Origin of the sequence: Marinobacter sp. LV10MA510-1, from assembly GCF_002563885.1 — a bacterium.
Classification (GTDB): Bacteria; Pseudomonadota; Gammaproteobacteria; order Pseudomonadales; family Oleiphilaceae; genus Marinobacter.
Genome location: NZ_PDJA01000001.1, coordinates 653,731 through 679,636 on the forward strand (window position 1 = coordinate 653,731; position 25,906 = coordinate 679,636).

Below are 25,906 nucleotides of genomic sequence, written 5' to 3' on the forward strand. Positions count from 1 at the left end.
GGTTTAACTTGGCTAAGATTCAGGGAATTCGCGGGATGAACGATATCCTGCCCGAACAGACTCCGGTCTGGCAATATGTTGAAGCAACAGTGCGTAAGGTGTTGGGGCAATACGGGTACCAGGAAATCCGTATGCCGATTGTGGAGCAGACCGACCTGTTCAAGCGCTCTATCGGCGAAGTGACCGACATTGTTGAAAAAGAAATGTACACCTTTGAAGACCGTAACGGCGACAGCCTGACTCTGCGCCCTGAAGGCACTGCGGGTTGCGTGCGGGCTGCCGAAGAGCACGGCCTGCTGTTCAACCAAACCCGGCGGATGTGGTACACCGGCCAGATGTTTCGCCACGAGCGCCCACAGAAAGGGCGTTACCGCCAGTTCCACCAAGTGGGTGTCGAGTGCTTTGGCATGGCTGGGCCCGACATAGACGCAGAGCTTCTTATTCTGACGGCGCGGTTGTGGAAAACGTTTGGCCTGGCTGACCATGCGCGTCTCGAAATCAACTCGATTGGCACCGCTGAGGCCCGCCGAAACTATCGCGAGGCGCTGGTCGCATACCTGCTGCAGTTTAAAGCCGAGCTTGATGACGACAGCCAGCGCCGGCTCGAAACCAACCCTTTGCGGATTCTGGACAGCAAAAACGCGGCTACCCGCAAGATTCTTGAACAGGCACCAAAACTGGACGCCTGGCTTGACGACGAATCTCGTGATCATTTTGAACGCTTGAAGCAATTGTTGGACGCCGCCGGAATCGCGTACACGGTGAATCCGGCGCTGGTTCGCGGCCTGGACTACTACGGTAAGACGGTATTTGAGTGGATTACAGACAGCCTGGGCGCCCAAGGCACGATTTGCGCTGGTGGCCGCTATGATGGACTGGTAGAGCAACTGGGCGGGAAACCCACGGTCGCCGTTGGTTTTGCCATGGGCGTGGAGCGTCTCATCCTGTTGTTGGAAACCCTTAATTTGATACCCGAGTCGGTCAATAACCAAGCCGATGTTTACGTTACCGCAATGGGCGATCAGGCAGTTGCGCCAGCGTTGCTTCTTGCTGAAGAGCTGCGGGACCAGCTTCCGGGCTACACCATTATTAGCCATTGCGGTGCGGGCAGTTTTAAAAGCCAAATGAAAAAAGCCGATCGAAGCGGCGCCCGTTATGCACTCATTTTGGGTGATAACGAGCTTCAGAATCAAAGTGTTGGCCTTAAACCTTTACGTACAGACGAGCCCCAGCAAGAGCTCCCGCGGCAGCAGGTTGCCGCGGCTCTAGCGCAGGCGCTGTCGCAGTAATCCGTTTAAAGCGCCGTTTCTAATTTACAACAGGAGTTATCATGGCCGAGTTGCGTACAGATGAAGAGCAGGTTGAAGCGATCAAGCAGTGGTGGAAGAACAACGGTAGTTCGCTGCTGATTGGTATTGGTGCGGCCCTGGCGATTGTGTTCGGCTGGCAAGCGTGGCAAAACCAACAGGCCCAGCAGCGTACCGAGGCTGCCAACCAGTTTGTTACTCTGATGAACGCCTTTGGCACGGAAGATGAAACCAGCGCCGACACCGTCGCTTTTGTGGCTAAAACCCTGCGCGATGAACATGCCGACAGCGCTTACGCGGTTTACGCCAATTTGATGCTGGCCCGGGTTCAGCTCATGCAGAACAGCGACGCCGAAGGCGCCGTTGAATCCTTGCAGTGGGCACTGAATAAAGCGGCGGAGACTCAGCCTCTGGTTCTGGTTGTGCGCAGCCGTCTGGCGCAAGCTCAAATGGCTCTGGAAGATTATGATGCGGCGTTGGCCACCATTGACGGTGCCAAAGACAGCGACGCTTTTGGTGCTATGTTTGCCGAATTGCGCGGTGACATTTTGCTCGCCAAAGGCGATCAGAATGGCGCCCGTGACGCCTACCTGGCGGCCCGCGAACAGGGCGAAGAAAATCGCAGTGGCGTTCTGCAACTGAAACTGGCGGATCTGGGTGTTGGGGGTGATGCGTGATGTTAAGCGCAGGTTTCCGCCAGCTGCGCGCCAGTGCTGTGGTGCTTGTGGCGTCTGCCCTTGTGATCGGTTGCAGCGCCAACGATACGTTTGAACAGCCTGCACAATTGCCGGATGTTAACCAGCAGGTGTCATTTGAACGGGTTTGGAACGTTACTGTGGGTGACGGCCATGACGGCGAGTTTCTGTACCTGGCGCCGCTAAACGCCGGCGATGTTGTTTACGCCGCATCGGCTGACGGAGAGTTGCTCGCTCTGAACGCAGAAACCGGCAAACAGATCTGGGAAAATTCGGTGGAAGACCGAATTTTCGCCGGCGTTGGCGGCGATGCCAATCAGCTGTATCTGGTAAGCCGTGATGCCGATTTGCTCGCGCTGTCGCGGGAAGACGGCAGCGAGCTTTGGCGCGCGTCACTGCCGACTGAAGTTCTTTCGGCGCCGCAGTCCAATGGCAGCCTGGTGGTTGTGCAAACCACCGACGGCCGCGTGTTGGCATTCAATGCCGCTGACGGTGAAAAACGTTGGCAATATGACAGTGTTGTGCCTGCCTTGTCGGTTCGCGCCGCAGCAGCGCCGCTGGTCGGTGGCGACGTTATAATAAGCGGGTTTGCCAACGGCAAATTATTAGCTCTGTCTGCAGAATCTGGCCAGCCGCTGTGGCAGTACGAAGTAGGCGCGCCCCAGGGCCGTACCGAGCTTGAGCGCTTGGTCGACATTACCAGCCAGCCTTTGGTGCTGGAAAACGCGATTCTGGCGGTGGGCTATCAGGGCAAGCTGGCGCTGATTGATTTGCGCACCGGCAATGACATCTGGAGCAAGACAGCCTCCAGCCTGTATTCACCCATGGTCAGTAATGGCAATATTTTTCTGGTGTCTGCTAACGGCGACGTGGTCGCTATGCGCGGTTCCGATCGCCGCGACCTGTGGACTCAGGATAAACTGGCCTGGCGCCAGCTGACCCAGCCGGTTGCCTTCGACGATTATCTGGTGGTAGGTGACTTTGACGGTTACCTGCACGTGATGTCCCAAGACAGCGGCGAGCTGGTAGGGCAGATGAAATTTGATGGTGACGGTATCCGCGTACCGGCCCAGCGCCTGAGTAATGGTAATCTGCTGGTCTTCGGCAACGGCGGTAAACTCGCCGCTTATAGGTTGCAATCGAAAAACTGACGCGACACGCGGCCCGGCCTCCAAACTGGGCCGACTTCTTTTGTGAGTAGCGAATGACATTTTTTTTGAGTAGTGAAACACTATGAATCCAGTCATTGCCCTGGTGGGCCGCCCGAACGTGGGCAAGTCCACACTGTTTAACCAGATGACCCGTTCGCGGGATGCACTGGTCGCCGATTTTCCGGGACTGACCCGCGACCGTAAATACGGTGAAGGCAATTACGAAAATCAACGCTTTATTGTCATCGATACTGGCGGCTTGATGGGCGACGAGCTTGGGCTTGACGCCGCGATGGCAAAGCAGTCTTTGCAGGCGGTTGAAGAAGCCGACATCGTTCTGTTCATTGTGGACGGCCGCGCCGGTGTTATGCCTGGTGATCAGGTACTTGCTGATCAGCTGCGCCGATCGGGCAAGCACGCGCACCTGGTGATTAACAAAACGGATGGCCAGGATCCAAATCTGGTAGCATCCGATTTTTATGCACTGGGTTTTCAATCCCAATTTCGCATTGCCGCATCTCACAATCGCGGCGTTCGATCTATGTTGGAGATTCTGCTGCCGACGCCGGAGGAAGATGCAGAGATAGACGCTGCTCATAATCACCCCGGCATTCGCATCGGTATTGTTGGCCGCCCCAACGTGGGCAAATCGACCTTGGTAAACCGCATGCTGGGTGAAGAGCGGGTTGTGGTTTACGACCTGCCGGGTACCACCCGCGACAGCATTTATATCCCCTACGAGCGTTTGGGCCAGGAATACACCCTGATTGATACCGCCGGTGTGCGGCGGCGCAAAAATGTGCGAGAGACGGTTGAGAAGTTCTCGATCGTCAAAACCTTGCAAGCCATAGACGACGCCCACGTAGTGATTTTGGTGATTGACGCCCGCGAGGGGTTGGTTGACCAAGACATGCATCTTATGGGCTTCGTGCTAAGTGCCGGCCGTTCGTTGGTGATTGCTATCAATAAATGGGATGGCATGAACGGTGAAGACCGTGACAAAGTAAAGGAACAGATTCGCCGGCGTTTGGACTTTCTGGACTACGCCGACAAGCATTACATTTCGGCGTTGCACGGTTCTGGGGTGGGTGTGATGTACGAGTCGGTCAACGCCTGCTACGAATCGGCTATGGCAAAATGGCCAACAAATCGCCTGACCACGATTCTGGAAGATGCGATTGCCCAGCACCAGCCGCCCATGGTTCATGGCCGTCGGATCAAGCTGCGCTACGCTCACCAGGGTGGCTCTAATCCGCCGACGGTTGTGGTGCACGGTAATCAGACAGACTCCTTGCCCGGTGCTTACAAACGGTACCTGGAGAATAGCTTTCGCAAGGTGTTAGCGGTAACCGGCACGCCGATCCGCTTCGAGTTCCGCTCCAGTGAAAACCCGTTTGCCCATAAAGTGGACCGGATGACGCCGCGGCAAAAAGTCAAAAAAGACAACGATGAAAAGAAGGGCGGTGGCAAGCCCAAAAAAGCGCGGCAGAAGAGCCTGAAGCGCTGATAGTCAGAATTGCCTTAAGCGCTAACAAAAACCGGCCCGCTATGAGCAATAGTGGGCCGGTTTTTTTATGGGCGTTGGCTATGTAAGACCGTAAGGCCGGGCAAGGTCAGGCTTTGCCGGCGTCTTCCACCTGCTTGGCCTGAACAGCGGTTATGGCGATGGTGAATACGATATCCTCCACCAGCGCTCCCCGTGACAGGTCGTTCACCGGCTTACGCAGGCCCTGCAGCATAGGCCCAATGCTGACCACGTTGGCGCTGCGCTGCACCGCTTTGTAAGTGGTGTTGCCGGTATTTAGGTCAGGGAACACAAACACGGTTGCGCGGCCGGCCACCTGGCTATTGGGTGCTTTGCTAAGGCCCACGCTTTCAATGGCGGCGGCGTCGTACTGCAGGGGGCCGTCAATCAGCAGGTCCGGGCGCCTTTCCCGCGCCAGCCGGGTAGCTTCGCGTACCTTATCCACATCCTGACCGCTGCCAGACTCGCCGGTGCTGTAGCTGATCATCGCCACGCGCGGCTCAATGCCGAATGCTTCGGCTGATTGTGCGCTCTGGATGGCAATGTCTGCCAACTGTTCCGGGTTGGGGTCCGGGTTTATGGCGCAGTCTCCGTAAACCACAACCTGCTGCGGCAACAGCATGAAAAAGACCGACGACACCACTTTCGCGTTGTCGTGGGTTTTTATCAGCTGTAGGGCAGGGCGCACGGTGTTGGCGGTGGTGTGTATGGCACCGGACACCAAGCCGTCTGCTTCGTCCAGCGCGACCATCATGGTACCCAGAACGACGTTGTCTTCAAGCATGCTTTCCGCCACTTCGGCAGAAAAGCCTTTGTGTTTGCGCAACTCTACCATGGGCGCCACGTACCGCTTGCGCACCGCAGAGGGCTCGATAATTTCAAGGTCGGGTGGTAATTCCAGGCCCAGAGAGGCTGCTACTGTGCGTATTTCGATGGCGTCACCGATCAGGGCGCAGCGCGCAAGCTTGCGCTGGTGGCAAATGACGGCTGCTTGTACCGTGCGCGGCTCGTGGCCTTCTGGCAAAACAATGCGCTTGTTAGCAGCACGGGCGCGCTCGGAAAGCTGGTGACGAAACGCCGGCGGCGACATACGGGTCTGGCGCGGCACCTTAAGGTGTTCCTGCAGCCAGTCGGTATCAATGCGCGGCGCGATCAGGTTCATGGCGGTGTCGATCCGCTGCGGATCGTCGATAGGAATAGACCTCGACAGGCCCGCTAGCATGTGTGCGGTTTCGTAGGTGTTGGTGGTGGTGCTGAGAACCGGCATGCCGGTTTCCATGGCCCGGCGACACAATTCGATCACCCGCTGGTCTGGTATTAAACCGCCGGTGAGCAGAATGCCGGCCATGGGCACGCCATTCAGGGCCGCTACGGCGGCGGCCACAAGAATGTCCTCCCTGTCTCCGGGAGTCACCAAAAGGGTGCCGGACTTAAGAATTTCGGTCATATTGCGGATGGTGCGGGCGCAAACAGAAACGCGGTGCACCCGGCGGGCCTGCATTTGGCCCTCGTGCAGTACTTTTACCTTCAGTTCGCGCACAATGTCTGAAACCCGCGGTGCCAGCAGGCTTGGTTCCCAAGGTATTTCGGCTAACAACCGATACTGCCCGCTACTAAACACTTTGCATGTGTTGCGGTAATCTTCAGACGGTGTCGCGGTGAGGGTCGTCATGCCGGGCATGTTGCGTTCTTTTGGCGCACCGATTTTGTTAAGAATAACGCCTAGAACGTCAGCCTCATGCTGTCCCGAAAACAGTCTTGCGGAGAAGCCCAGTTGTTCGTCCAGCTCGACGGGGCTACAGCCTCTGGGTGACGTTAGCAGAATGATTTCCGAGCCCAGGTTGCGGGCGACTTCGGCGTTCAGGCGGGTAATGTAGGTGCCGTTCTGGTCGGGTTCCAGGCCCTCTATAATCACCACATCGACGGTGCAGGCCACCTTCTGGTACTCACCCACTACACGCTCAAGCAACAGGTCAGATTTGTTGTGATTGAGCGCGTGCTGTGCTTCTTTCAGGGTAATGGGTGTTGGCGGCTGAAGATGGCTGTGGGTGCGCACAAACTCAACAGAAGAGTCTTTGCCGTTATTGTGGGTAGCATCGGCTTGGTGCACCACCTGGCAAAACGGCTTATAAAAACCAACGCTGACACCCACCCGCTCCAGTGCCCGCAACAGGCCCAGGCACACAGACGTCAGGCCGGAATCTGTGGAGGTTGGTGCAATAAAAAGACTTTTTGCCATAGTTACAAATTCCGCCGCTAGCGTGGGACAAATCGGTTAGTTGAGTTTTGCCAGACGTACTGCTTCGCCCGCGATGACACGTTCTTCGTCGGTAGCAATCACCAGTATTGGGAAGCGCGACTCTTTACAGTCAATTCGGCCGTCACGATTCAGGCCGTTGTCATCGTTATTGTGCTCATCAATGGCGAACCCAAGCAGTCCCAGGTGATTGACGGTCTGCTGGCGTACGCGGGCGCTGTTTTGGCCAATGCCTCCGGTGAACACCAGGGCATCAAGCCGGTTCAGTGATGCCATCATGGCGGCGACATATTTGGCCAGGCGGAAGCAGAAAACATCGATGGCCAGTTGGGCTGGCTGATCGCCCTGATTCGCCAGGTCGCTGAGGGTGCGCATGTCGTTGGCTTGCCCTGACAGCCCGAGAAGACCGCTGCTGTGGTTGAGTTCGTAGTGCAGTTGCTCGGCGCTGACGCCTTTGCTCTGCAGGTAATCGAACAGCCCGGGGTCTATATCGCCACTACGGGTGCCCATTACCAGCCCCTCCAGAGGGGTCAGGCCCATGCTGGTATCAACACTTCTGCCATCACGTATGGCGGTAACACTGCAGCCGTTGCCCAGATGCGCAGAAATAATAGAGGTGTCAGCCGTGGATTGCTCCAGGCGAAGAGCTGCCTGTTGCAGCATATAAGCGTGGCTGGTGCCGTGGAAGCCGTAGCGGCGAACACCCCAGTCACGGTAGTAGTGTTGTGGTAGCGCGTAATGAAATGCCCTTTCTGGCAAGGTCTGGTGGAAAGCGGTATCAAAAACAGCCACCTGAGGCACCAACGGAAACAGCTCGCGGGTTGCTATAATGCCTTCAAGGTTAACCGGGTTGTGCAGTGGAGCCAACGCGCTACAGGCTTCTATAGCGGCCAGCGCTTTGTCGTCAATCAGTACCGCTTCGCGAAATGTTTCACCGCCATGAACAACCCTGTGGCCGATAGCCGCCGGTTGTTTCGGCATCAGGCCCTTTTTGTGCGCTACATCCACTAGCACGGCCAGGGCTTCCCTGTGCGTGGTGTTGGGTGGCAGCACGGTGGCGTCCCGCTGTGTTCCAATGCGAAAGTGGGCATTGGGAGTGTTCAGCCGTCCTGCCAGCATCGACGCGATCTTTTGTCGATCTTTGTCAAAAAGCGCAATTTTCAGCGATGAGCTACCGCAGTTCACCACTAACAATGTGTCTTGCATAATTCTGGGTTTCCGGTTTGTCAGATTCTTTGTTGGCCTGTGTACGAATCCAGCCACTGACTGAATTCGATAGCGGGTAGTGGTCGGCTGTACAGGTAACCCTGAGCGCAATCACAACCTGCCTTTTGCAGAAATTGGACTTGCCCCTCCTCTTCAACGCCTTCTGCGATCAGCCTGAGCCCCATGCTGTGAGCCATATTGATGATTGCGCTGACCAGCGCTGCGTCATCCGGGTCTTTGAGGACATCTTGCACAAACGATTTATCAATCTTGAGTGTATCAAACGGGTAGCTTTTCAAGTAACTGAGGGCTGAATAGCCGGTACCAAAGTCGTCTACCGACAGGCGCACGCCGTGCTCGTCAAGCTCCCGCAAAATCTGGGCAGTCTCAATCGAGTTGTCCAGAATGAGGCGCTCGGTAATTTCCAGTTCCAGAAACTCGGCTGCCAGGCCGGACGTAGACAATGCGTCCATCACAGAGGTAACAAAGCCCGGGTCGCGGAACTGGCGAGGTGAAACGTTCACCGAAATGCCCACATCGCGACCCAGTTGGTTTTTCCAGGCCATGGCCGCTTGGCAGGCCTGGTGAATTACCCATTCGCCAATGGCCGTGATCAGCCCGGTCTCCTCGGCCAGCGGAATGAAGCGGTCGGGCATGACCTGGCCAATTTCCGGATTGTTCCAGCGCAGTAAGGCCTCTGCCGCCAGCAGGTTACCGTTAGCGGTGTCTACAATGGGTTGGTAAAATAACTCGAATTCTTCTTGTTGCAGAGCACGTCGAAGGCGGGATTCAAGCTGAAGGCGTTCGTGGGATACTTCGCTCATCTCTGGCGAAAAATGCACGTAGTCACTTTTGCCTTTGCGCTTGGCCTGGTACATGGCCGCATCGGCGTGCTGCATCAGCTCGCCGCTGTTGTCAGAATCTGCGGGGAACACCGCAATACCAATGCTGGTTGTTACGTAAACCTCGTGACTGTTTAAATGGTAAGGCATTGAAAACGTTTCGAGTATGCGCTCGGCTACTTGAGACGACCCCTCGGCGCTTTGCAGGCCAGGCAAAATTACCAAAAACTCATCGCCGCCCAGACGCGCGACTGTGCTGGTGCCGCGCAGACAGCTGGAAATGCGCCTGGCGGCTTCAACCAGCAAGGTGTCACCGGCGTCGTGGCCCAGGGTATCGTTAATATGCTTGAAATCGTCGAGGTCAAGAAACATCACCCCCACTTCAGTGCTTTCGCGCCGGGCTTGCGCCAGTGCCAGCTTCAGACGGTCCAGTGCCAACATGCGGTTTGGCAGCCCGGTCAGGATATCGTAGTTGGCCTGTCGCAGTAGCTGGCGCTCATAGCGTTTTCGAATACTGATGTCTTCACCCAGAATCATAAATCCGGTGGTGTCTGCTTTCGCGTCCTTGATGGGCGTTATGATGAGCTGCTCCCAGAAGCGCTCGCCGTTGCGCCGGGCACTGGTCACTTCGCCCTGCCAGACTCCAACTCGCTGTACCTGCAGGCGAATGGACTTCCACAGTTTTTCAGTATCCCGACTGTCTGAGGCGCTGCTTGCCAGTGCCCCCGGGTGTTTGCCGATGATGGCACGGGCACTGTAACCGGTCAGTTGGCTGAATTTTTGATTTACAAACTCAATGCGCCACTGGCGGTCGCAAATAATGACCGATGACGGGCTTTGTTCAATGGCCTGCGAAAATTTCTGGATTTCCAGGGCATCTTGCTCTTGGCGGGCCATGTCCTGATTCAGGCGCTCGCGCATCTGGTTGATGGCGTCGGTCACCTGGCCCAATTCGTCCTGACGCCGGCCAGGGGTATCAGGCCGATTCAGCGTCAGCGGGCGCTTCAGATTATGAATTGAAAAGTCTCTGGCGTAGTCCGCCATGGTGGTCAGGTGTCGGGTAACAAAAAACCGGAAAATCCAGATAATAAGAATGGAAACAAACAGCGTTTGTAAAAACTGGGTGGCGAGAATAATGCCCACCCGCCTGTTCATGTCTTGATGCACCCTGGCAAGGCCAGCGGTAATGGTAAGTCGCCCGAGTTTGAGCTTGTCGCCCTGGCCATGATTCAGCTCAAAACTGTGAACGATGGTGTCGGCATCGCGGGGAAGCTCACCAATGACCAGTTCAGAATCGGGTTCAATCGCAAGCCTTAAATGCACAATATCCGGGAGGCTGAGAATGCCTTCCAGCTGGATTTGCAGAAGCTTCTGATCCAGCGCCCACAGGCTTCGCGACAGCCCAGAGCCGTCGCTGGTTTCGACGGCCTGCATGCGCTCCGTAATTTGCGTGAGTTCTTTGCGGTAGTCAGAGTAAAGTTGTATCGCAGACGAAATGAACGTAAACGCCAGGCTGAATAGCAAGACCCAGGCCAGTAAATGCAAAGACAGCAGCGAACGCTGACGAAACAGGTTCAGGCGCTTAAAAAGTGTCGTCATATCAAGGATTGGTCGCCCGCAAGTGGTCGGAATCTAGCGAAAGGTAGTAATGGACTATAACAGTCAAAGTTTCGCGGTGTCTTGTATTGGTCGCCGTTCGAAGGAAGAAAAAGGCGGGGCCGATCACAGGCCACGGCTTATTTTTTTAAGCCGTTATAGGGCTTGATGTAGATCAACACGGGGGTATGCGGCAAGTCGTAACCTGAATTCAGATCGAAACACAAGAATTTAGGAGATTTGCCATGTATCTGGACACCGTTGTTATTGCTGGAATCGTAACTGTGCTGCTGGTGGTGGCATTCTTTGTAGGATTTGGCGTCTTTATTATGCGCGATCAAAAAGCCCATGGCCCTGACGCTACCAAAACCGCGGATAAGAAGATCGACAAGCCAGCTTGATTAAGGCTGCGAGGCCTAACACTATAAAACTGAAGTGTGTTACATAAAAAATCTCCGGAAACTTAGGCAGTTTTCGGAGATTTTTTGTGTTCCAGAACGAAGAAATATAAGTAGAACGAATTGGCGTCCCCTAGGGGGTTCGAACCCCTGTTGCCGCCGTGAAAGGGCGGAGTCCTAGGCCACTAGACGAAGGGGACGCAACATATTCAACTACTTGCCTCGTTGAGGTGGCGCACATAGTATGAGCCACCCTTGTCCGTGTCAACACTTTTTGCCGCTATTCTTCAGTTTGCGATCGCATCCTTTAGCGCAGGCTCCAGGTCCGTGAAGCGAAATTCAAAACCCTCAGCAACAAGCCTTGCGGGAATTGCGCGCTGGCCGGTCAGCAGCAGTCCGGACATTTCCCCCAAAGCCAGTTTTAGGGCCACGGCGGGTGCCGGCAGAATCGTAGGGCGATGGAGCACACTGCCCATGGTTTTTGTAAATGTCGCGTTGGTCACCGGAGATGGGCTGACAACATTGTAAGCGCCCGATGCGGTCTCGGTATTCAGCATCCACAGTAAGGCGGCGACAACATCCTGCCGGTGTACCCAAGGCATGTACTGCTCACCACTGCCAAGCTTGCCGCCTACACCGAGTTTGAACGGCAGAACCATGCGTTGCAAAAAGCCGCCACTAGCGCCCACCACGATTCCGGTTCGCGACAGGCAGACGCGCACCCCCATGTCAGCCAGCTTCATAGCGGCCTGTTCCCAATCACTGCAAAGACGATGGGTGAACTCGTTATGTGGAAGCGTTGCTTCGGTTACTTCAAGGTTGCCATGGGCGCCGTAAAAACCAACAGCGGAACCGGACACCATGACCTGTGGCGGCTGCTGCCAGGTTTTTACCACATCAACCAGCTGTTGGGTAAGTTCGATACGACTGTCGCGAATTGCCTGCTTGCGCGTCTCGCTCCAGCGCTTTTCAGCAATGCCTTCGCCTGCCAGGTTGATAATGGCATCAAAGCCTTTATGGCCCCGCAATTTGGCCAAATCCGGCAGCGCTTCAACTCGACCGCATATAGCGCGCACATCTGCTGCACTCTGTCGGCTTAAAACCGTAATTTGGTCTCCGTTTGCGAGTAATTCACAACATAGAATCCGTCCGATAAAACCGGTGCCACCGGTCAGCAATATGTGTCTGCTCATGGTGTTTCCATTCCTTGCGTAGAAGGCCCCTTAGTGGTGAAGGGTGTCTGTTGCCTTGTTTCCCGCGTACACTGCCGCAGAGACAAGTACTATGGCAGCAACCTTAACAGGGTAATGGTGAATGTTCGATTGGAAAGACATTCTGGATTTCTGGTTTGGTGAGTTAGACAAAAATGGGCTGCCTGACTCGGCTCATCGCAACCGCTGGTTTCTGAGTAACCGAAAGTTCGATCAGGAAATTCGTAGGCGTTTTTTGTCGCTGGTCTTGTTTGCCTCGGAGCAGGGTCTTGACCACTGGCAGAAAAAGGCTGGCGGCGTGCTCGCTGAAATTTTGCTGCTTGACCAGTTTTCGCGCAATATTTTTCGCGGCGGTGCTTTGGCATTTGAGCAGGATATTCTGGCTCGAAAGTTATGTAAGCAGGGCATGAACAAAGGTTTTGACGTGTCGTTACCGGCCATTCAGCGGGGATTTTTTTATATGCCCTTGCAGCACTCCGAACGCCAAGAAGACCAGTCACTTGCGATAGAGTGTTATGAACAGCTCACAGCATCCACCAGCGGCTTGTTAAGGGAGTTTATGGGCAGCTTTTTGCAATCAGCCCTTGAACACCAGGCAATAATCACGCGCTTCCATCGTTTTCCGCATCGCAATAAAGCATTGGGGCGAACCAACACAAAAGAAGAGAGCGACTATTTGCTCAATGGAAAACGTTTCGGCCAGTAAGTTTATAACGTTGGTATTACCGGCTCTGTAAGTAACGGACTTTCCTCAATAGGGACGCTATGCACCAAGCAATCACCACTGCGCAATTTATTTATGATCTGATCGGGCGTCGAAGCCCGCTCGGTGTTATTTTGTCGGCGATAAGTACGATGGTTGAAGAGCAGTTTCCCGATGCCATGGTGTCGGTGATGCTCTATTCGGCGCAGAACCGAACGCTGAGCTTGGTCGCCGGTGATGCTTTCAGCCAGAACTATCAGCAGGCAATGCGCGACATACAAATTGGTCCGGAGGTGGGCTCTTGCGGAGCCGCGGCCTATCTTCGCGAAATTGTGGTGTGTGAAGATCTATTAAACGATAGCCGCTGGGTAGGTTTAATCGACCTGGTGAAGTCAGAGAAAATCGCAGCCTGCTGGTCAGCACCGATCATTTCCCCCTCTGGCGAACTACTGGGAACCTTCGCCACCTATTACCGACACTGTAAATCGCCAGAACTGTCCGAAATTACCCTTATCCGCAAAGCGGCCGGCCTTGCCGCCCTTGCGATAGAGCACCAGGCGGAAAGAGATCGCAGAGTGTCGAGTGAGCAGCGTTTCCGGTCTCTGTTCAGCCAGCACCCTGATGGCGTCTTCGAGATTGGGCTTGATGGCCGCTTTGTGGACTGTAATCAGGCAGCGGAAGTCATCGCCGGTTATGGTCGCGACCAATTGGTCGGAGAGCATTACAGCAAGGTGCTGTTACCCGAGTTTTACAACGTCGCCAGTGACGCGTTGATTTTGATGGCTGGAGGTGAGTCTCATAGTTACGAAATCGCTGGCTTGAACGCGTCGGGCCAGGCCATATTTGTAGACGTCATTAACCTGCCCATCGTTGTTGATGGTGAAGTTAGGGGCGGTTACGGCATCGCCCGGGACATCAGCGAGCGTAAAAAAGCCGAAGATCGTATGCGTTTGCTTGAACGCGGCATTGAGGCAAGTCCGAACGGCGTTGTGATGCTGGATGCGAGCGTGCAGGGCTATCCAATGGTCTATGTGAACCCGGCATTCACTGAAATGTCGGGCTATCAGCCCGAGGAAGCTATCGGGAAGGGTTTTTTGGTGCTCTTTGGCAAAGGCACTGCGCCGGAAGCGTTGCGCTTGATTCAGTCAGCGTTGGAGCATCAGGAAGAGCTTGATATTACGCTCTTGTCGTACCGGAAAAATGGTTCCACCTTCTGGAAAAAACTGACAATAACCCCGGTCTACGATGGCCGTGGAAATTGCACTCACTATATTGCGGCCCAGCAGGACATTACGCGTCAACTCAAGAGTGAAGAGCTTCTTGACTATCAGGCTCGCCACGACCCTGTTACCGGACTGCAAAACCATCAGCTGTTTGAGACGCACCTCAACCAGGCCTTTGCCCGCGCGCGCGGCAAGCCCAGCGACATGGTGCTGTTATACGTCGACCTCGACGATTTCAAGTCGCTGAACGAAAGTCTTGGCCGCCAGGTGGGGGATTTGTTGTTGGCGGTGGTCGCCGATCGGCTGCGCAATTTGTTAGCCAACGATGATGAGCTCACCCGCTTGGCGGCAGACGAATTTGTTGTTATGCGGCCGGCCCTGAAAACCGAGGCCGAAGTGAAGATGCTTGTCAGTCGAATGTTGACTCGCCTTGCGGAAGCCTATGACATAGAAGGCCAGCGCTTGAGTATCAGCGCCAGTATTGGCATTGCGTCAGACGACGGTTTAGTCCAACAGCCAAAAGAACTCTTGGATAATGCCGCTTTGGCAGCGCGCGAAGCCAAACGCCAAGGTGGCAATACCTACAGCTGGAACCACGGTGCAGCCTCTACAACCGGCGCAGAGCAAGTGATTATGCGGCGGGAATTGATGGAAGCCATCGAAGCCCAGCAGTTTGTAGTGCATTACCAGCCTCTGGTGGATGCTAAAACCGGCCGTTTGCGTAGCGCGGAAGCACTGGTGCGTTGGAATCATCCGGATCGCGGGCTGTTGCTGCCCGGGGCCTTTATTTCGTTGGCGGAACAGACTGGGCAAATTGTTGCTATTGGCCGCTGGGTACTGCATCAGGCGTGCATGGACATGGCCCAACGTTGGCGCCAGACGGGCCAGGCGGTGTCGATTGCGGTCAATATTTCGCCCTTACAGTTTCGCCGACCAGAGTTCATCGAAGACGTGCTTGCCGTGCTTGAAGTCAGTGGGTTACCGCCGGAATTGCTGGAGCTGGAAGTGACGGAGGGTGTGCTGCTTTCTGGCATCGATAAGGCCATCTCCATGCTCAAGAGTCTTCGTGACCTGGGCGTTCAGGTGGCTATTGATGATTTTGGTACCGGCTTTTCCAGCTTGAGCTATTTGCGCCAGCTACCCATTACCAAGGTAAAGCTGGACCGCAGTTTCATCATCGATGTCACCACCGATCGGGGCAGTGCCGCGATTGTGCAAGGGGTGATTACCATGGCGCACCATCTTGGCCTGTTGGTAGTGGCCGAGGGCATAGAAACGGTTGAGCAGCAAAACTACCTGACGGCCAGTGATTGCGATTTGCTGCAGGGGTTTTTGTATTCCAGACCCGTGCCGTTGGGCCAGTTTGCTCTGGGGCTGGAATACTGATTCGCTAAAATTACCTTACTGGTCGGGGGTGGCTGCCGTCTGGTTTAGCAGCTCGGGTTTTTTCAGCGCCCGCGCCAGCAGCTCCCGTTCTTGCGCCAGTACCAGCGCACATTGCTCAGCCATCTGCTCGCCGATGCCTTCTACCCTGCGCTCCAGAAATACCCGCAATTCGTCAGAAAACTCCAGCATTTTATCGCGTTCATCTGCTTCTTTTTTAGAAGTGAACAGCAGATTGTTGGGATCAGCCATTGCTTTCTCCTTGCCATCACGGTCGCTGAAGTAAAGCGTTTGTACGCCCATATATGTCTCCTTGCCGGGTGTTTAAACCGGTATCGACTGTTTTAAAATGAAAAAAACCTGACCAAGGCGAATGCAGCGATCAGTAAGTGTAGCAGCTTAGCACTGTTTATATATACAGTGCTAGTGGCATAGGCTGCGCCAGACGGTATATTGGTGTTAATGTTTCGCCTTTAATTTCACCAATCAGGCCATCACTATGCCAAGGTTCCTTCATACCGCCGACTGGCAAATAGGGCGCTATTTCAACCGCTTTGACACCGATAACAGCAGTGCGCTGGCTGAGGCCCGTTATGGCGCTATCGAGCGCCTGGCGCAACTGGCGGTGGAATACAACTGCGATGCCGTGCTGGTGGCGGGCGACGTTTTTGATGCGCAAACCGTATCTGACCGCTGTATTCGCCGCACGTTTAACGCAACCGCGGGCTTTACAGGGCCTTGGGTAATGCTGCCGGGCAATCACGATGCGGCGCTGGCCGAAAGCGTGTGGACCCGCGCCCGGCGTATCAATGCCGTGCCGGACAATGTGCACCTTGCGCTAGAAAGCGGCGTTATAGAACTGCCGCACCAGAAGATTGCTGTGCTGGCGGCGCCTTTAACCCAGCGCCACACCTACGATGATTTGACCGCGCCCTTTGATTCACTCAGCACCCCGCCGCAATGGCTGCGGGTGGGGCTGGCCCACGGCAGTGTGCAAGGCGTGTTGGCGGAAGACATTGACGCCACCAATCCGATTGCCGCCGATCGCAGCGTAAGCGCCGCGCTGGATTACCTGGCGCTGGGTGATTGGCATGGCCTGAAGGAGATTAATGAGAGAACCTGGTACAGCGGTACGCCGGAGCCTGAGCGCTTCCGGAATAATCAGCCGGGTTTTGCACTGTTGGTGACCGTGTCCGAACCTGGCGCTCTGCCTAAGGTGGAAGCACTGGAAACGGCACGCTATCACTGGCATCAATGGCAAGAAAAGTTGGTGGTAGAGACCGATATTGATGAGTTGCTGAAGCGTCTTGACGAGCTACCGGAAAGTTCCGTTTTGGATCTTAAGCTGGAAGGCAGCATCACCCTGGCGGGTGAGCAGCGTCTGGCGGAGGCTTTGTCCCGCGCGGAGGCGCGTTATCGCAGCGTTACCTACGATCGCTCCCGTTTGTTGCTGGTGCCCACGGAGGAAGATCTGGCGGGATTGCAGGCCAGCGGCTACGTCGGTGATGTGCTTGAGCAGCTGCAAACCCGGCAGAGTGGTGCAGAAGCACAGACTGCCCGCGATGCCCTGGCCATACTCGCCAGCCTGTTACTTGAAGCCCGCAAGGAGGAGCATCCATGAAACTTGAAAGTGTGCGGGTGGAGCAGTTTAAGCAGTTCAAAAAACCGTTTTTATTGAATGGCTTGAGTGATGGTATTAATGTTATTTCCGGTCCGAATGAGGCCGGTAAAAGCACCTTGGTGCGGGCCATTCGGGCGGCATTTTTTGAGCGCCATCGCTCCAAGGCCGCCGAAGATTTGCGGCCTTGGGGTGATTCATCCGCAGCACCCGCCATCGAATTGGTGTTTCACTATAACGGTCAGAACTGGCAGTTGAACAAGAGCTTTCTGCAGCGTAAACGCTGTGACCTGTCGATACAGGGCACCACTTACAGTGGCGAGGAGGCAGAAGAAAAGTTGGCGCAGCTGTTGGGTTATCAGTTCCCCAAAAAAGGCGCGAGTAAAGAAGAGCACTGGGGGATTCCGGGGCTACTCTGGGTAGAACAGGGCAGTGGGCAGAATATTGAACAGGCCGTTGTGCATGCGGGCGATCATTTGCAATCGGCGTTGAACAGCCTGGTATCGGAAGTTGTCAGTGAAGGCGGTGATGGGTTGATTCACACCGTACGCCAGCAGCTTAGCGAACTGCTGACCGCAGGGGGCGCGCCAAGGGGTGAATACAAGCAGTTGCTGGCTGACGAGCTGCCTGGGCAGCAAGAGCTCGACGCGTTGGAAACCCGCATAGAGCAGTATCAAAATCAGGTAGACCGGCTCGCCAAGGTTGCGCTGGAATTCCACAAGATAGACCGTGAGCAACCCTGGATAAAGGTGCGTCAGGCTCTTGCCGAGGCCCAGGAGCGTTACCGTCAGATTGAGTCGTTACAGGGCCAGCAGCAAACGTTGAACCAGGCCTTGACCTCGGTACAACAACGGGCGGCACTGTTACAGCGCAATAAACAGCAGGTACAGGCAGATGGCAAACAGTTGCAGCAGCGCGAGCAGGAACACAACACGGCGCAGCAGGCACTGAATGACGTACAAGCGTCCGCAGCCGGCTTGCATGCTGCTTTAGAGCAGTGCCAGAGCCAATATCGCGATGCGCTGGAGGTAGAGCGTCAGGCCGGGCTGCTGGAAACTCGGCAGCGACTGGAACACAGCAGCGCCAGAGCAAAAACGCAGTTGCAGCAGCTGTCTGAGCGCAAATCACGGGCGGCAGAGTTACAACAGGCCCTGGGCGAGAGCCGTAAGCTGACGGCTCGGCATCAAATCAGCAAAGCCGCCGTCGATCAGTTGCGTACAACCCAACGCCAGCTGGATGATGCACGCCTACGTTCGCAGGCAATTGCCACGCGAATTGAATGGCAACTGGAGGCTGGCCAACAGATCGAGTTGGGTCAGGATACGTTGCCGCATCAGGGCGAGCAATTGCTGCTGAGCAGCACGCGCCTGCGCATTGTGGGTGTTGGCGAGTTTACAATTACCCCTGGTGGCGATGACTTGGCTCGCTGTCAGCGTCAGCTGGAACAGTTGCAGTTGGCTTTGGGTGAGCAGTTACAGGCTCTGGGTGTTGCAGACCTGGCGGCAGCAGATCATACACTGGTCGCTCAGGAGCGTGCGCAAGCGGATGTGCATCGAATGCTGGAACTATTGCAGTCGTTGGTGCCCGGCGGTCTGGCAAGTCTGGACAGCGACTATCAGGCCTTGAGCGCGGAGCTTGCGCGTAACTGCGCAGAAAAAGAGGCTTTGGCACCCGCTACGACATTGGCTAAAGGCTTACCGGCTCTGGCTAAGGCGCAAGATCTGCGCAGTGACGCTGAAAATCGGTTATCAGCAGCAGAGAAACGTTTCGGCGAACACGAAAAGGCGCTTCTGGCCGCATCTCATCGTTATCAGAACGCTGATCACGAGTGGCACACGTTGCGCGCCAGTCTGAACAGCGAGCAACGCCAGCAGGAAGTGACACAGTTAAACAGCGATTTGATCGCAGTTGAGCAGGAGCAGGCGGGGCAACAGGGGCGTTTGCAGCAGATGCTGGCGCAGATTGCCGCGGCACGGCCGGAGTTAGTGCAGCAGGATATACAGCGCCTGGGGGCCAGCGCGGATCAGCTTGAGCAGGCCCAGCGAGGGCGCGAGCTTGAGTTGAAGGAGTTGCGGGCACGATTGGAGATCTGGGGTGCCGAAGGCCTGGAGGAGCAGCGTGGCCGTTGCCTGGCCGAACTGGAGCAAAACCGGCGCCGTTGCCAGCAACTGCAGCGTCGGGCAGAGGCGCTGCAGTTGCTGCTCCAGTTATTAACGGAAAAGCGCCAGGCGTTGACTCAGCGTTTGCAAGCGCCGTTACAGAAACACCTGAATCATTACGTTACGGTGTTGTTTCCCGATGCTCAGCTGGAGGTAGACAGTCAATTGCTCCCGGGCCGTTTCACCCGCGACGGGGAAACCGGTCAGATGGCCGAACTCAGTTTTGGCGCCCGAGAGCAGATGGGCCTTATCAGTCGTTTGGCTTACGCCGATTTATTGAAAGAAGCCGACAAGCCGACGTTAATCATTCTGGATGATTCGCTGGTACACAGCGATAGCGTTCGCCTGGACAGCATGAAGCGAATTCTGTTTGATGCGGCGCAGCGCCACCAAATCCTGTTGTTTACCTGCCATCCGGATAACTGGCAGGACATGGGCTCAGAGACTATTAATCTGGAAGCTTTAAAGGCTAGGGCAGTGCTTTAACAGACCAAACGCGGGTGTCCTGATGATTATGTTGAAAGATTTCGCGTAAGTTTGTTGACCCTAGATAAAACATCCGTATAATGCGCTTCCGTTGTCAGGCAACAACTTACGACAACATTAGCGGGAATAGCTCAGTTGGTAGAGCGCAACCTTGCCAAGGTTGAGGTCGCGAGTTCGAATCTCGTTTCCCGCTCCAAATTTGAAAACCCGGTCTTGTAAAAGGCCGGGTTTTTTTATGTTCGTTTCGATCACAAGGGCAAACACAAGGGTAATGGCGTTAGCGCTCGGCTATACTCTTCCGTCTTCTTTCATGCTGTCCGCCGGGAGACTTTCATGCGCGTGCACTCGCTGTTTCTGTATCCGGTCAAATCCCTTGCGGGTATTGCCGTGGACTCTTTTGAGCTGGATGAATTTGGTCCGGCCGGCGACCGGCGCTGGATGCTGGTTGACGACGAGTGTCAGTTTGTAACCCAGCGCACTCTGCCACAGCTGGCATTGGTTCAGCCTTCGCTGGGTGCCGATGGCGAGGTTTCTATTACCCTGCCAGGGCAACCGCCTATTGCGCTGCAAACCAGTGGTGAGAACCTGTCTGTGCGAGTGTGGCGCGATTGGGTTCAGGGCCAGGTGGGTTGTGATGCGGCCAATGGTGCCATCAGTCGCTTTTGTGGCCTGTCTTTGCGCTTCGTATTCATGCCTGATAGCAGTTTTCGCCAGGTGCAGACCAATCTGGCAACAGAACGCCGGCGTGTGAGTTTTGCCGACGGTTATCCGTTGCTGGTTACCAATACGGCGTCACTAGTGGAGCTGAATGAACACTTGGCGGTTACGGTGGATATGCGTCATTTTCGCCCCAATATCGTGGTTGATGGCGCCGCTGCATGGTCGGAAGACAACTGGCAGGCCGTTACCATAGGCGAGGGCAGTTACCGGGTGCTTAACCCCTGTTCCCGCTGTTTAATGACCACTGTTAACCCAGATACCGGGGAAAAAGCCGCTTCGGTCCAGCCATTGCGGACGCTTGCGACCTATCGTCGCACCGCTGGCGGCATCATGTTCGGAATGAACGCGATTCACGACTCGCCTTGCCGGCTGAGCGTGGGTGACTGCGTTATCGTGAATCAATCGGAGTAATAAACTACGTGCCTTTGTTAACGCTGGACGGGGTTTCCCTGTCGTTTGGAATGCAGCCGCTGTTAGATAATGCCTCATTGGTGATGGAGGCCGGTGAGCGGGTGTGCCTGTTGGGTCGCAACGGCGAGGGTAAGTCTACCCTGCTGAAAATCGTCAACGATGAAGTAACGCCAGACGGCGGCATCGTCCGCCTGGAAGACGGCGCGGTGTTGGCGGTGTTGCCACAGAATTTGCCCTCTGGCGATATCCGCACCGCCTACGATGTGGTTGCTGGCGCTTTTCCTGAAACCGGCGCACTGCTCATTGAGTTCCACCACCTGACCCAACAGACAGACGAAAAGAGCCTGAACCAGATGATGAAGGTGCAGGAGCGTCTGGAGGCTTTGGACGGCTGGCGCCTGGACCAAAAAGTCACCAGTATGCTGGCGCAGTACGGCGTAGATCCCGAGCGCACGCTGGATACGCTGTCGGGTGGCTGGCAACGCCGGGTTCTGCTGGCGCGGGCGCTGGTGTCTGAGCCGGATATTCTGCTGCTTGATGAGCCTACCAACCACCTGGACGTGCCCGCTATTGCTTGGCTGGAAGACGCTCTGGTCCAGTTCCGTGGTGCCATCCTGTTTGTGAGCCACGACCGTGCGTTTATTCGCCGAATGGCCACCCGGGTGGTGGAGCTGGATCGCGGTCAGCTGGTCAGCTTTGCCGCCAGTTACGATCACTATCTCGACTTGAAAGAAAAGGCGCTGGAAGAAGAGGAACGTCACGCAGCACTTTTTGATAAGCGCCTGAAGCAGGAAGAAACCTGGATTCGCCAGGGCATCAAAGCTCGCCGCACCCGCAATATGGGCCGGGTGAGGGCACTTAAAGCGATGCGTGAAGAGCATCGCCAGCGCCGGGTGCGCGGTGGCACGGCCACTTTTGCGGTGGAAGACGCTGCTCGATCTGGCAAGCTGGTGGCCGAAGCCCTGGGCGCCGGTTTTGCCTATCCGGGTCACCCCGCGGTTATTTGTGACATGAACCTGACCATTTTGCGCGGTGACAAAATCGGATTGGTGGGTGAAAATGGTACCGGAAAAACTACGTTGGTGCGCCTGCTGCTGGGCGACCTGGAAGCCACTGAGGGCAGCATTCGCCGCGGTACAAATCTGGAAGTAGCTTATTTTGACCAGCTTCGGGGCGAGCTCGATTTAACTCGAAATGCAATTGATAACCTGTCGGAAGGTCGTGAATTCATTGACATTAATGGTCAGAGCAAACATGTTATGGGGTATCTACAGGACTTCCTGTTTACTCCGGAGCGGGCACGGTCACCTGTCAGTGTGTTCTCCGGTGGCGAGCGCGCCCGTTTGCTGCTGGCCAAGCTGTTCAGCAAGCCCGCCAACGTGCTGGTGCTGGACGAACCCACCAACGATCTGGATGTTGAAACTCTAGAGCTGTTGGAAGAGCAGCTGTCGGAATTCCGCGGCACGGTGATTGTGATCAGCCACGATAGGGAATTCCTGGACAACGTGGTCACCGAAACGCTGTTTCTGGACGGTACTGGCCAGGTGCACGAGTTTGTTGGGGGCTATACCGACTGGCGCCGCCAGGGCGGCCAATTTCCAGCCGAAAAAAGCGGCAGCCGGCCCGACAGGCAGCGCGACAAGCAGCAAAAGCCGGAAAGTAAGAGCAAGAGTAAGCCAGCTGCGCAGTCCGGGACCAAGCCCACGGCGGCAAAAATCAGTTATAAGTTGAAACTGGAGTTGGAGCAGCTGCCGAAAACCATTGAGCGCCTGGAGCAGGAGCAACAACAGCTGCAGGACGCCATCGGCTCAGCGGACTTCTACGCTAATTCTGCGAAGAAAGTTGATGAAACCCTGGCCCGGCTGACGGCGGTGGGAGCAGAGTTGGAGACCGCAATGGAGCGTTGGATGGAACTGGAGGAAATGACCGGGAAATGACCCCGGCTCTTTTTATTGCCAAATTGCTCGATTGCTTGCCGGAATTTCGCCGGCAAGCAATCAGCTGGTCACTGTGCGTCTTAAAAAATACGTACGGCCAGCACATCGCACTCGGTGCCGTGGAGTACGCCGTTTGCGGTAGAGCCGAGCAACAATTGAAAGCCTTTACGGCCATGACTGCCCACAACTACCAGGTCAATGGCGTGTTCTTTGACCAGGCGGTGTACTTCAGACTCAGGGCGGCCAACGGTCACCACCTGATTTTCTTTGGGTATGCCGTATTCTTCACCGTACTTGGTCAGCTGCTCGCGGGCAGCCTTGTCGAGCTGGTCCTGTAATTCGGTCAAATCCATCGGAATATCGCCACCATAGGCGTAGCCCACAGGCTCCACCACGTGTGCCAGGATCAGTTCAGCGCCTTGGCTCCTAGCCATCTCTTTTGCTTTGTGCAGGACTTGTGGCGCTTCTTCCGTTAAATCAATGGCGACTAGCAACTTCTTGTAAACAGACATGGCACTATTACTCCGTGTGTTGCAAATGTCAGAACCCTTGATTACAGGATAGTATGGTTAAGCCCGGCGGAAAAGGGGTTAGTGTGAGTTAGGCTTTGTTAGCAGAGCTTTCGGCGGCGTTGAAGCCTTGCCGTATTAGGTTCAGAGTAAGCCTGCGCAGTAACAATTGCAGTTGCCTGTGATCGGTCGTGTTAAGAAAGAAATTGACAAACGGACGGTTTTTTCTCATCGTGTGGTCTCGATATTCAAACGGCTGTATGAATTTGAATTGAAGATCGGGCAGCGGCCGCAGTGGTTAAAGGTTCGCTGCATCTGCAGCCGGGATCTTGCAGGTTAATGTGCAAGTACACCGGCGCACAAAACAGTTTCAATCACAGACTGGAGATCAGTTGATGATTTACGAAGGTAAAGCCATCACGGTTAAAGAGATCGAAGGCGGAATCGCCCAGTTGAATTTCGACTTGCAGGGCGAGTCTGTCAACAAATTCAACCGTCTTACCCTGGAAGAGCTCCGTAATGCGACAAAAATACTGACGTCACGGGCGGATCTGAAGGGTCTTGTTGTTACCAGTTCCAAAGACAGCTTTATTGTTGGCGCAGACATCACCGAATTTAAAGATTTGTTTTCCGGCCCGGAAGACGAACTGGTGGCCAACAACTTAAGCGCCAATGAAATTTTTAGTGCCATTGAAGACCTGCCATTCCCCACGGTTACCGCCATCAACGGTATTGCGTTGGGCGGCGGTTTTGAAATGTGCCTGGCCACCGATTACCGGGTTATGGCACCAAAAGCCAAAGTGGGCCTACCGGAAACCAAGTTGGGAATCTTCCCGGGCTTTGGCGGCACCGTACGCCTGTCACGCCTGATTGGCGTAGATAACGCGGTTGAGTGGATCAGTGGTGCGACCGAAAATCGTGCAGATGTGGCGCTTAAGGTGGGTGCCGTCGATGCCATCGTTGAACCAGACCAATTGGTTGCTGCTGCAGTAGGAGTTATCAACCAGGTGAACAGCGGCAAGCTCGACAATCTGGCGCGCCGTGAAGAAAAGAAGGGCAAGATCAAGCTCAACGCCATGGAAAGCATGATGGCGTTCGAGATTTCAAAAGCTTTTGTAGGTGCCAAGGCTGGGAAAAACTACCCGGCGCCCGTTGAAGCGATCAAAGTGATGCAGAAGCACGCCAGTATGACTCGCGACAAGGCCATTGAAGTAGAAGCCAAGGGCTTCGCCAAAATGGCGAAAACGGACGCTTGTGCAAGTCTGATCGGCCTGTTTCTGAATGACCAAGAACTCAAGCGCAAGGCGAAACGCTGGGCCAAAGACGCTGCCGATGTAAAGCTGACAGCGGTTCTGGGTGCGGGCATTATGGGTGGCGGCGTGGCGTATCAGTCTGCGCTTAAAGGCACGCCCATCATCATGAAAGACATCAATCCCGAAGGCATCGCCCTGGGCCTGAAAGAAGCCAAGAAGCTTCTGCTCAAGCGCATTGACAAGGGGCGCATGAAGCCGGATCAGATGGCGGACGTGCTGAACAGCATCACGCCAGCGCTAAACTACGGCGATTTCAAGAACGTAGATCTAGTTGTTGAAGCAGTTGTTGAGAATCCCAAAGTGAAAGATGCGGTTCTGCGCGAGGTTGAAGGCCAGGTTCGCGAAGACACTATTCTGACGTCTAACACCTCGACCATCTCTATCGACCTGTTGGCGAAGAATCTCAAACGTCCGGAAAACTTTTGCGGTATGCACTTCTTCAACCCGGTGCACATGATGCCTCTGGTTGAGGTTATCCGTGGTAAGAAAACCAGCGATCGCGCCATTGCGACCACCGTGGCTTATGCCACCGCCATGGGTAAAACGCCCATAGTGGTTAATGACTGCCCGGGCTTTTTGGTCAACCGGGTGCTGTTCCCGTACTTCGGTGGCTTTATTGGACTGGTACGTGACGGCGCTGACTTCCAGAAAGTCGATAAGGTGATGGAAAAGTTTGGTTGGCCCATGGGCCCCGCGTATTTGCTGGATGTGGTCGGTATGGACACCGGGAAACACGCTGGAGAGGTTATGGCTGAAGGCTTCCCTGATCGTATGAAGCATGAAGGCACCACCGCCATTGACGTGATGTTCGATAACAAGCGTTACGGCCAGAAAAATGAAAAGGGTTTTTACCGCTACGAGCTTGACCGCAAGGGCAAGCAGCAGAAAGTGGTCGACGAAGAATCCTACAAGCTGCTGAAGCCGGTTGTTCAGGGTGACAAAGAGTTTGAAGACGATGAAATTATCGCGCGGATGATGATCCCGCTGTGTCTGGAAACCGTTCGTTGCCTGGAAGACGGTATTGTAGAGAGCCCGGCTGACGCCGATATGGGCCTGATCTACGGTATTGGCTTCCCTCCGTTCCGCGGTGGCGCACTGCGCTATATCGACCAGATGGGCGTGGACACGTTTGTGGAACTGGCTGACAAATACGCAGATCTTGGGCCGCTATATCAGCCCACCGACAAGCTGCGTGATATGGCAAAAAACGGCCAGACCTTCTTTGCTTAACCCTGAACGAGATTTCCGAACGGAGA

18 protein-coding genes and 2 tRNA genes are annotated in these 25,906 nt (G+C 55.2%); 13 read left to right on the forward strand and 7 right to left on the reverse strand.

All coding sequences use genetic code 11. The features are described 5' to 3' along the window. Positions 1-35: 35 nt before the first annotated feature. From hisS to der, 4 genes are all read left to right on the forward strand, one after another. Entirely contained in the window at positions 36-1,289 is a 1,254-nt protein-coding gene (gene hisS, locus ATI45_RS03145) for a histidine--tRNA ligase (RefSeq protein WP_218926105.1), read from the forward strand. 41 nt (positions 1,290-1,330) lie between these two features. Continuing rightward, on the forward strand, positions 1,331-1,984 hold the full coding sequence (locus ATI45_RS03150; RefSeq protein ID WP_098418237.1) for a YfgM family protein: 654 nt from the start codon (positions 1,331-1,333) through the stop codon (positions 1,982-1,984). Continuing rightward, the gene (gene bamB, locus ATI45_RS03155; protein ID WP_179888444.1) at positions 1,984-3,153 is read left to right on the forward strand and encodes an outer membrane protein assembly factor BamB; all 1,170 of its coding nucleotides are present in this window, start codon (positions 1,984-1,986) and stop codon (positions 3,151-3,153) included. Before ATI45_RS03150 ends, bamB begins: the two co-directional genes overlap by 1 nt. Positions 3,154-3,235: 82 nt before the next feature. Next, positions 3,236-4,660: a ribosome biogenesis GTPase Der gene (gene der, locus ATI45_RS03160; RefSeq protein ID WP_098418239.1), complete on the forward strand. Its 1,425-nt coding sequence runs from the start codon at positions 3,236-3,238 to the stop codon at positions 4,658-4,660. 106 nt (positions 4,661-4,766) lie between these two features. Here the strand turns inward: der and pta are convergent, their stop codons facing one another. From pta to ATI45_RS03175, 3 genes are read right to left on the reverse strand one after another with little or no spacing between them, the layout of a single operon-like run. Beyond that, positions 4,767-6,917 carry a phosphate acetyltransferase gene (pta, locus tag ATI45_RS03165; protein ID WP_098418240.1) on the reverse strand — a complete coding sequence of 717 codons (2,151 nt, stop codon included), beginning with the start codon at positions 6,915-6,917 and terminating at the stop codon, positions 4,767-4,769. Positions 6,918-6,953: 36 nt separating this feature from the next. Next, a complete protein-coding gene (locus tag ATI45_RS03170; RefSeq protein WP_098418241.1) occupies positions 6,954-8,141 on the reverse strand; it encodes an acetate/propionate family kinase in 1,188 nt (395 codons plus the stop codon). A 20-nt stretch (positions 8,142-8,161) separates the two neighbouring features. Further along, positions 8,162-10,582, reverse strand: a complete 2,421-nt coding sequence (locus ATI45_RS03175) for an EAL domain-containing protein (RefSeq protein ID WP_098418242.1) — start codon at positions 10,580-10,582, stop codon at positions 8,162-8,164. Positions 10,583-10,824: 242 nt separating this feature from the next. Between ATI45_RS03175 and ccoM the strand changes: the two genes are divergently transcribed. Next, the gene (ccoM, locus tag ATI45_RS23250; protein WP_179888189.1) at positions 10,825-10,980 is read left to right on the forward strand and encodes a cytochrome c oxidase subunit CcoM; all 156 of its coding nucleotides are present in this window, start codon (positions 10,825-10,827) and stop codon (positions 10,978-10,980) included. A gap of 121 nt (positions 10,981-11,101) precedes the next feature. On the opposite strand, the gene ATI45_RS03180 is transcribed toward ccoM, so the two are convergent. Both ATI45_RS03180 and ATI45_RS03185 read right to left on the reverse strand, forming a co-directional pair. After that, positions 11,102-11,177: transfer RNA gene (locus tag ATI45_RS03180), tRNA-Glu, on the reverse strand. A gap of 87 nt (positions 11,178-11,264) precedes the next feature. Continuing rightward, positions 11,265-12,170: a TIGR01777 family oxidoreductase gene (locus ATI45_RS03185; RefSeq protein WP_098418243.1), complete on the reverse strand. Its 906-nt coding sequence runs from the start codon at positions 12,168-12,170 to the stop codon at positions 11,265-11,267. A gap of 121 nt (positions 12,171-12,291) precedes the next feature. Between ATI45_RS03185 and ATI45_RS03190 the strand changes: the two genes are divergently transcribed. Next, the gene (locus ATI45_RS03190; protein ID WP_098418244.1) at positions 12,292-12,894 is read left to right on the forward strand and encodes a DUF924 family protein; all 603 of its coding nucleotides are present in this window, start codon (positions 12,292-12,294) and stop codon (positions 12,892-12,894) included. A 59-nt stretch (positions 12,895-12,953) separates the two neighbouring features. Beyond that, positions 12,954-15,500 carry an EAL domain-containing protein gene (locus tag ATI45_RS03195; RefSeq protein WP_098418245.1) on the forward strand — a complete coding sequence of 849 codons (2,547 nt, stop codon included), beginning with the start codon at positions 12,954-12,956 and terminating at the stop codon, positions 15,498-15,500. A gap of 15 nt (positions 15,501-15,515) precedes the next feature. Here the strand turns inward: ATI45_RS03195 and ATI45_RS03200 are convergent, their stop codons facing one another. Next, a complete protein-coding gene (locus ATI45_RS03200; RefSeq protein WP_007351943.1) occupies positions 15,516-15,800 on the reverse strand; it encodes a YebG family protein in 285 nt (94 codons plus the stop codon). A 196-nt stretch (positions 15,801-15,996) separates the two neighbouring features. Here ATI45_RS03200 and ATI45_RS03205 point away from each other — a divergent pair, with 196 nt between their 5' ends. The 5 genes from ATI45_RS03205 (at position 15,997) to ATI45_RS03225 (ending at position 22,828) form a co-directional block, all read left to right on the forward strand. Next, on the forward strand, positions 15,997-17,118 hold the full coding sequence (locus ATI45_RS03205; RefSeq protein ID WP_098418246.1) for a metallophosphoesterase family protein: 1,122 nt from the start codon (positions 15,997-15,999) through the stop codon (positions 17,116-17,118). Continuing rightward, entirely contained in the window at positions 17,115-19,760 is a 2,646-nt protein-coding gene (locus tag ATI45_RS03210) for an AAA family ATPase (protein ID WP_098418247.1), read from the forward strand. Before ATI45_RS03205 ends, ATI45_RS03210 begins: the two co-directional genes overlap by 4 nt. Positions 19,761-19,880: 120 nt before the next feature. Beyond that, positions 19,881-19,956: transfer RNA gene (locus tag ATI45_RS03215), tRNA-Gly, on the forward strand. A gap of 137 nt (positions 19,957-20,093) precedes the next feature. After that, a complete protein-coding gene (locus ATI45_RS03220) occupies positions 20,094-20,891 on the forward strand; it encodes an MOSC domain-containing protein (protein WP_098418248.1) in 798 nt (265 codons plus the stop codon). Between the two features lie 8 nt (positions 20,892-20,899). After that, positions 20,900-22,828 (forward strand): ATP-binding cassette domain-containing protein, encoded by a 1,929-nt coding sequence (locus ATI45_RS03225; RefSeq protein ID WP_098418249.1) that lies wholly within the window; start codon positions 20,900-20,902, stop codon positions 22,826-22,828. A gap of 80 nt (positions 22,829-22,908) precedes the next feature. On the opposite strand, the gene ATI45_RS03230 is transcribed toward ATI45_RS03225, so the two are convergent. Then, positions 22,909-23,340 carry a universal stress protein gene (locus ATI45_RS03230; protein ID WP_098418250.1) on the reverse strand — a complete coding sequence of 144 codons (432 nt, stop codon included), beginning with the start codon at positions 23,338-23,340 and terminating at the stop codon, positions 22,909-22,911. A gap of 392 nt (positions 23,341-23,732) precedes the next feature. On the opposite strand from ATI45_RS03230, the gene fadB reads away from it, so the two are divergent. Continuing rightward, entirely contained in the window at positions 23,733-25,880 is a 2,148-nt protein-coding gene (gene fadB / locus ATI45_RS03235; RefSeq protein WP_098418251.1) for a fatty acid oxidation complex subunit alpha FadB, read from the forward strand. Positions 25,881-25,906: the final 26 nt, after the last annotated feature.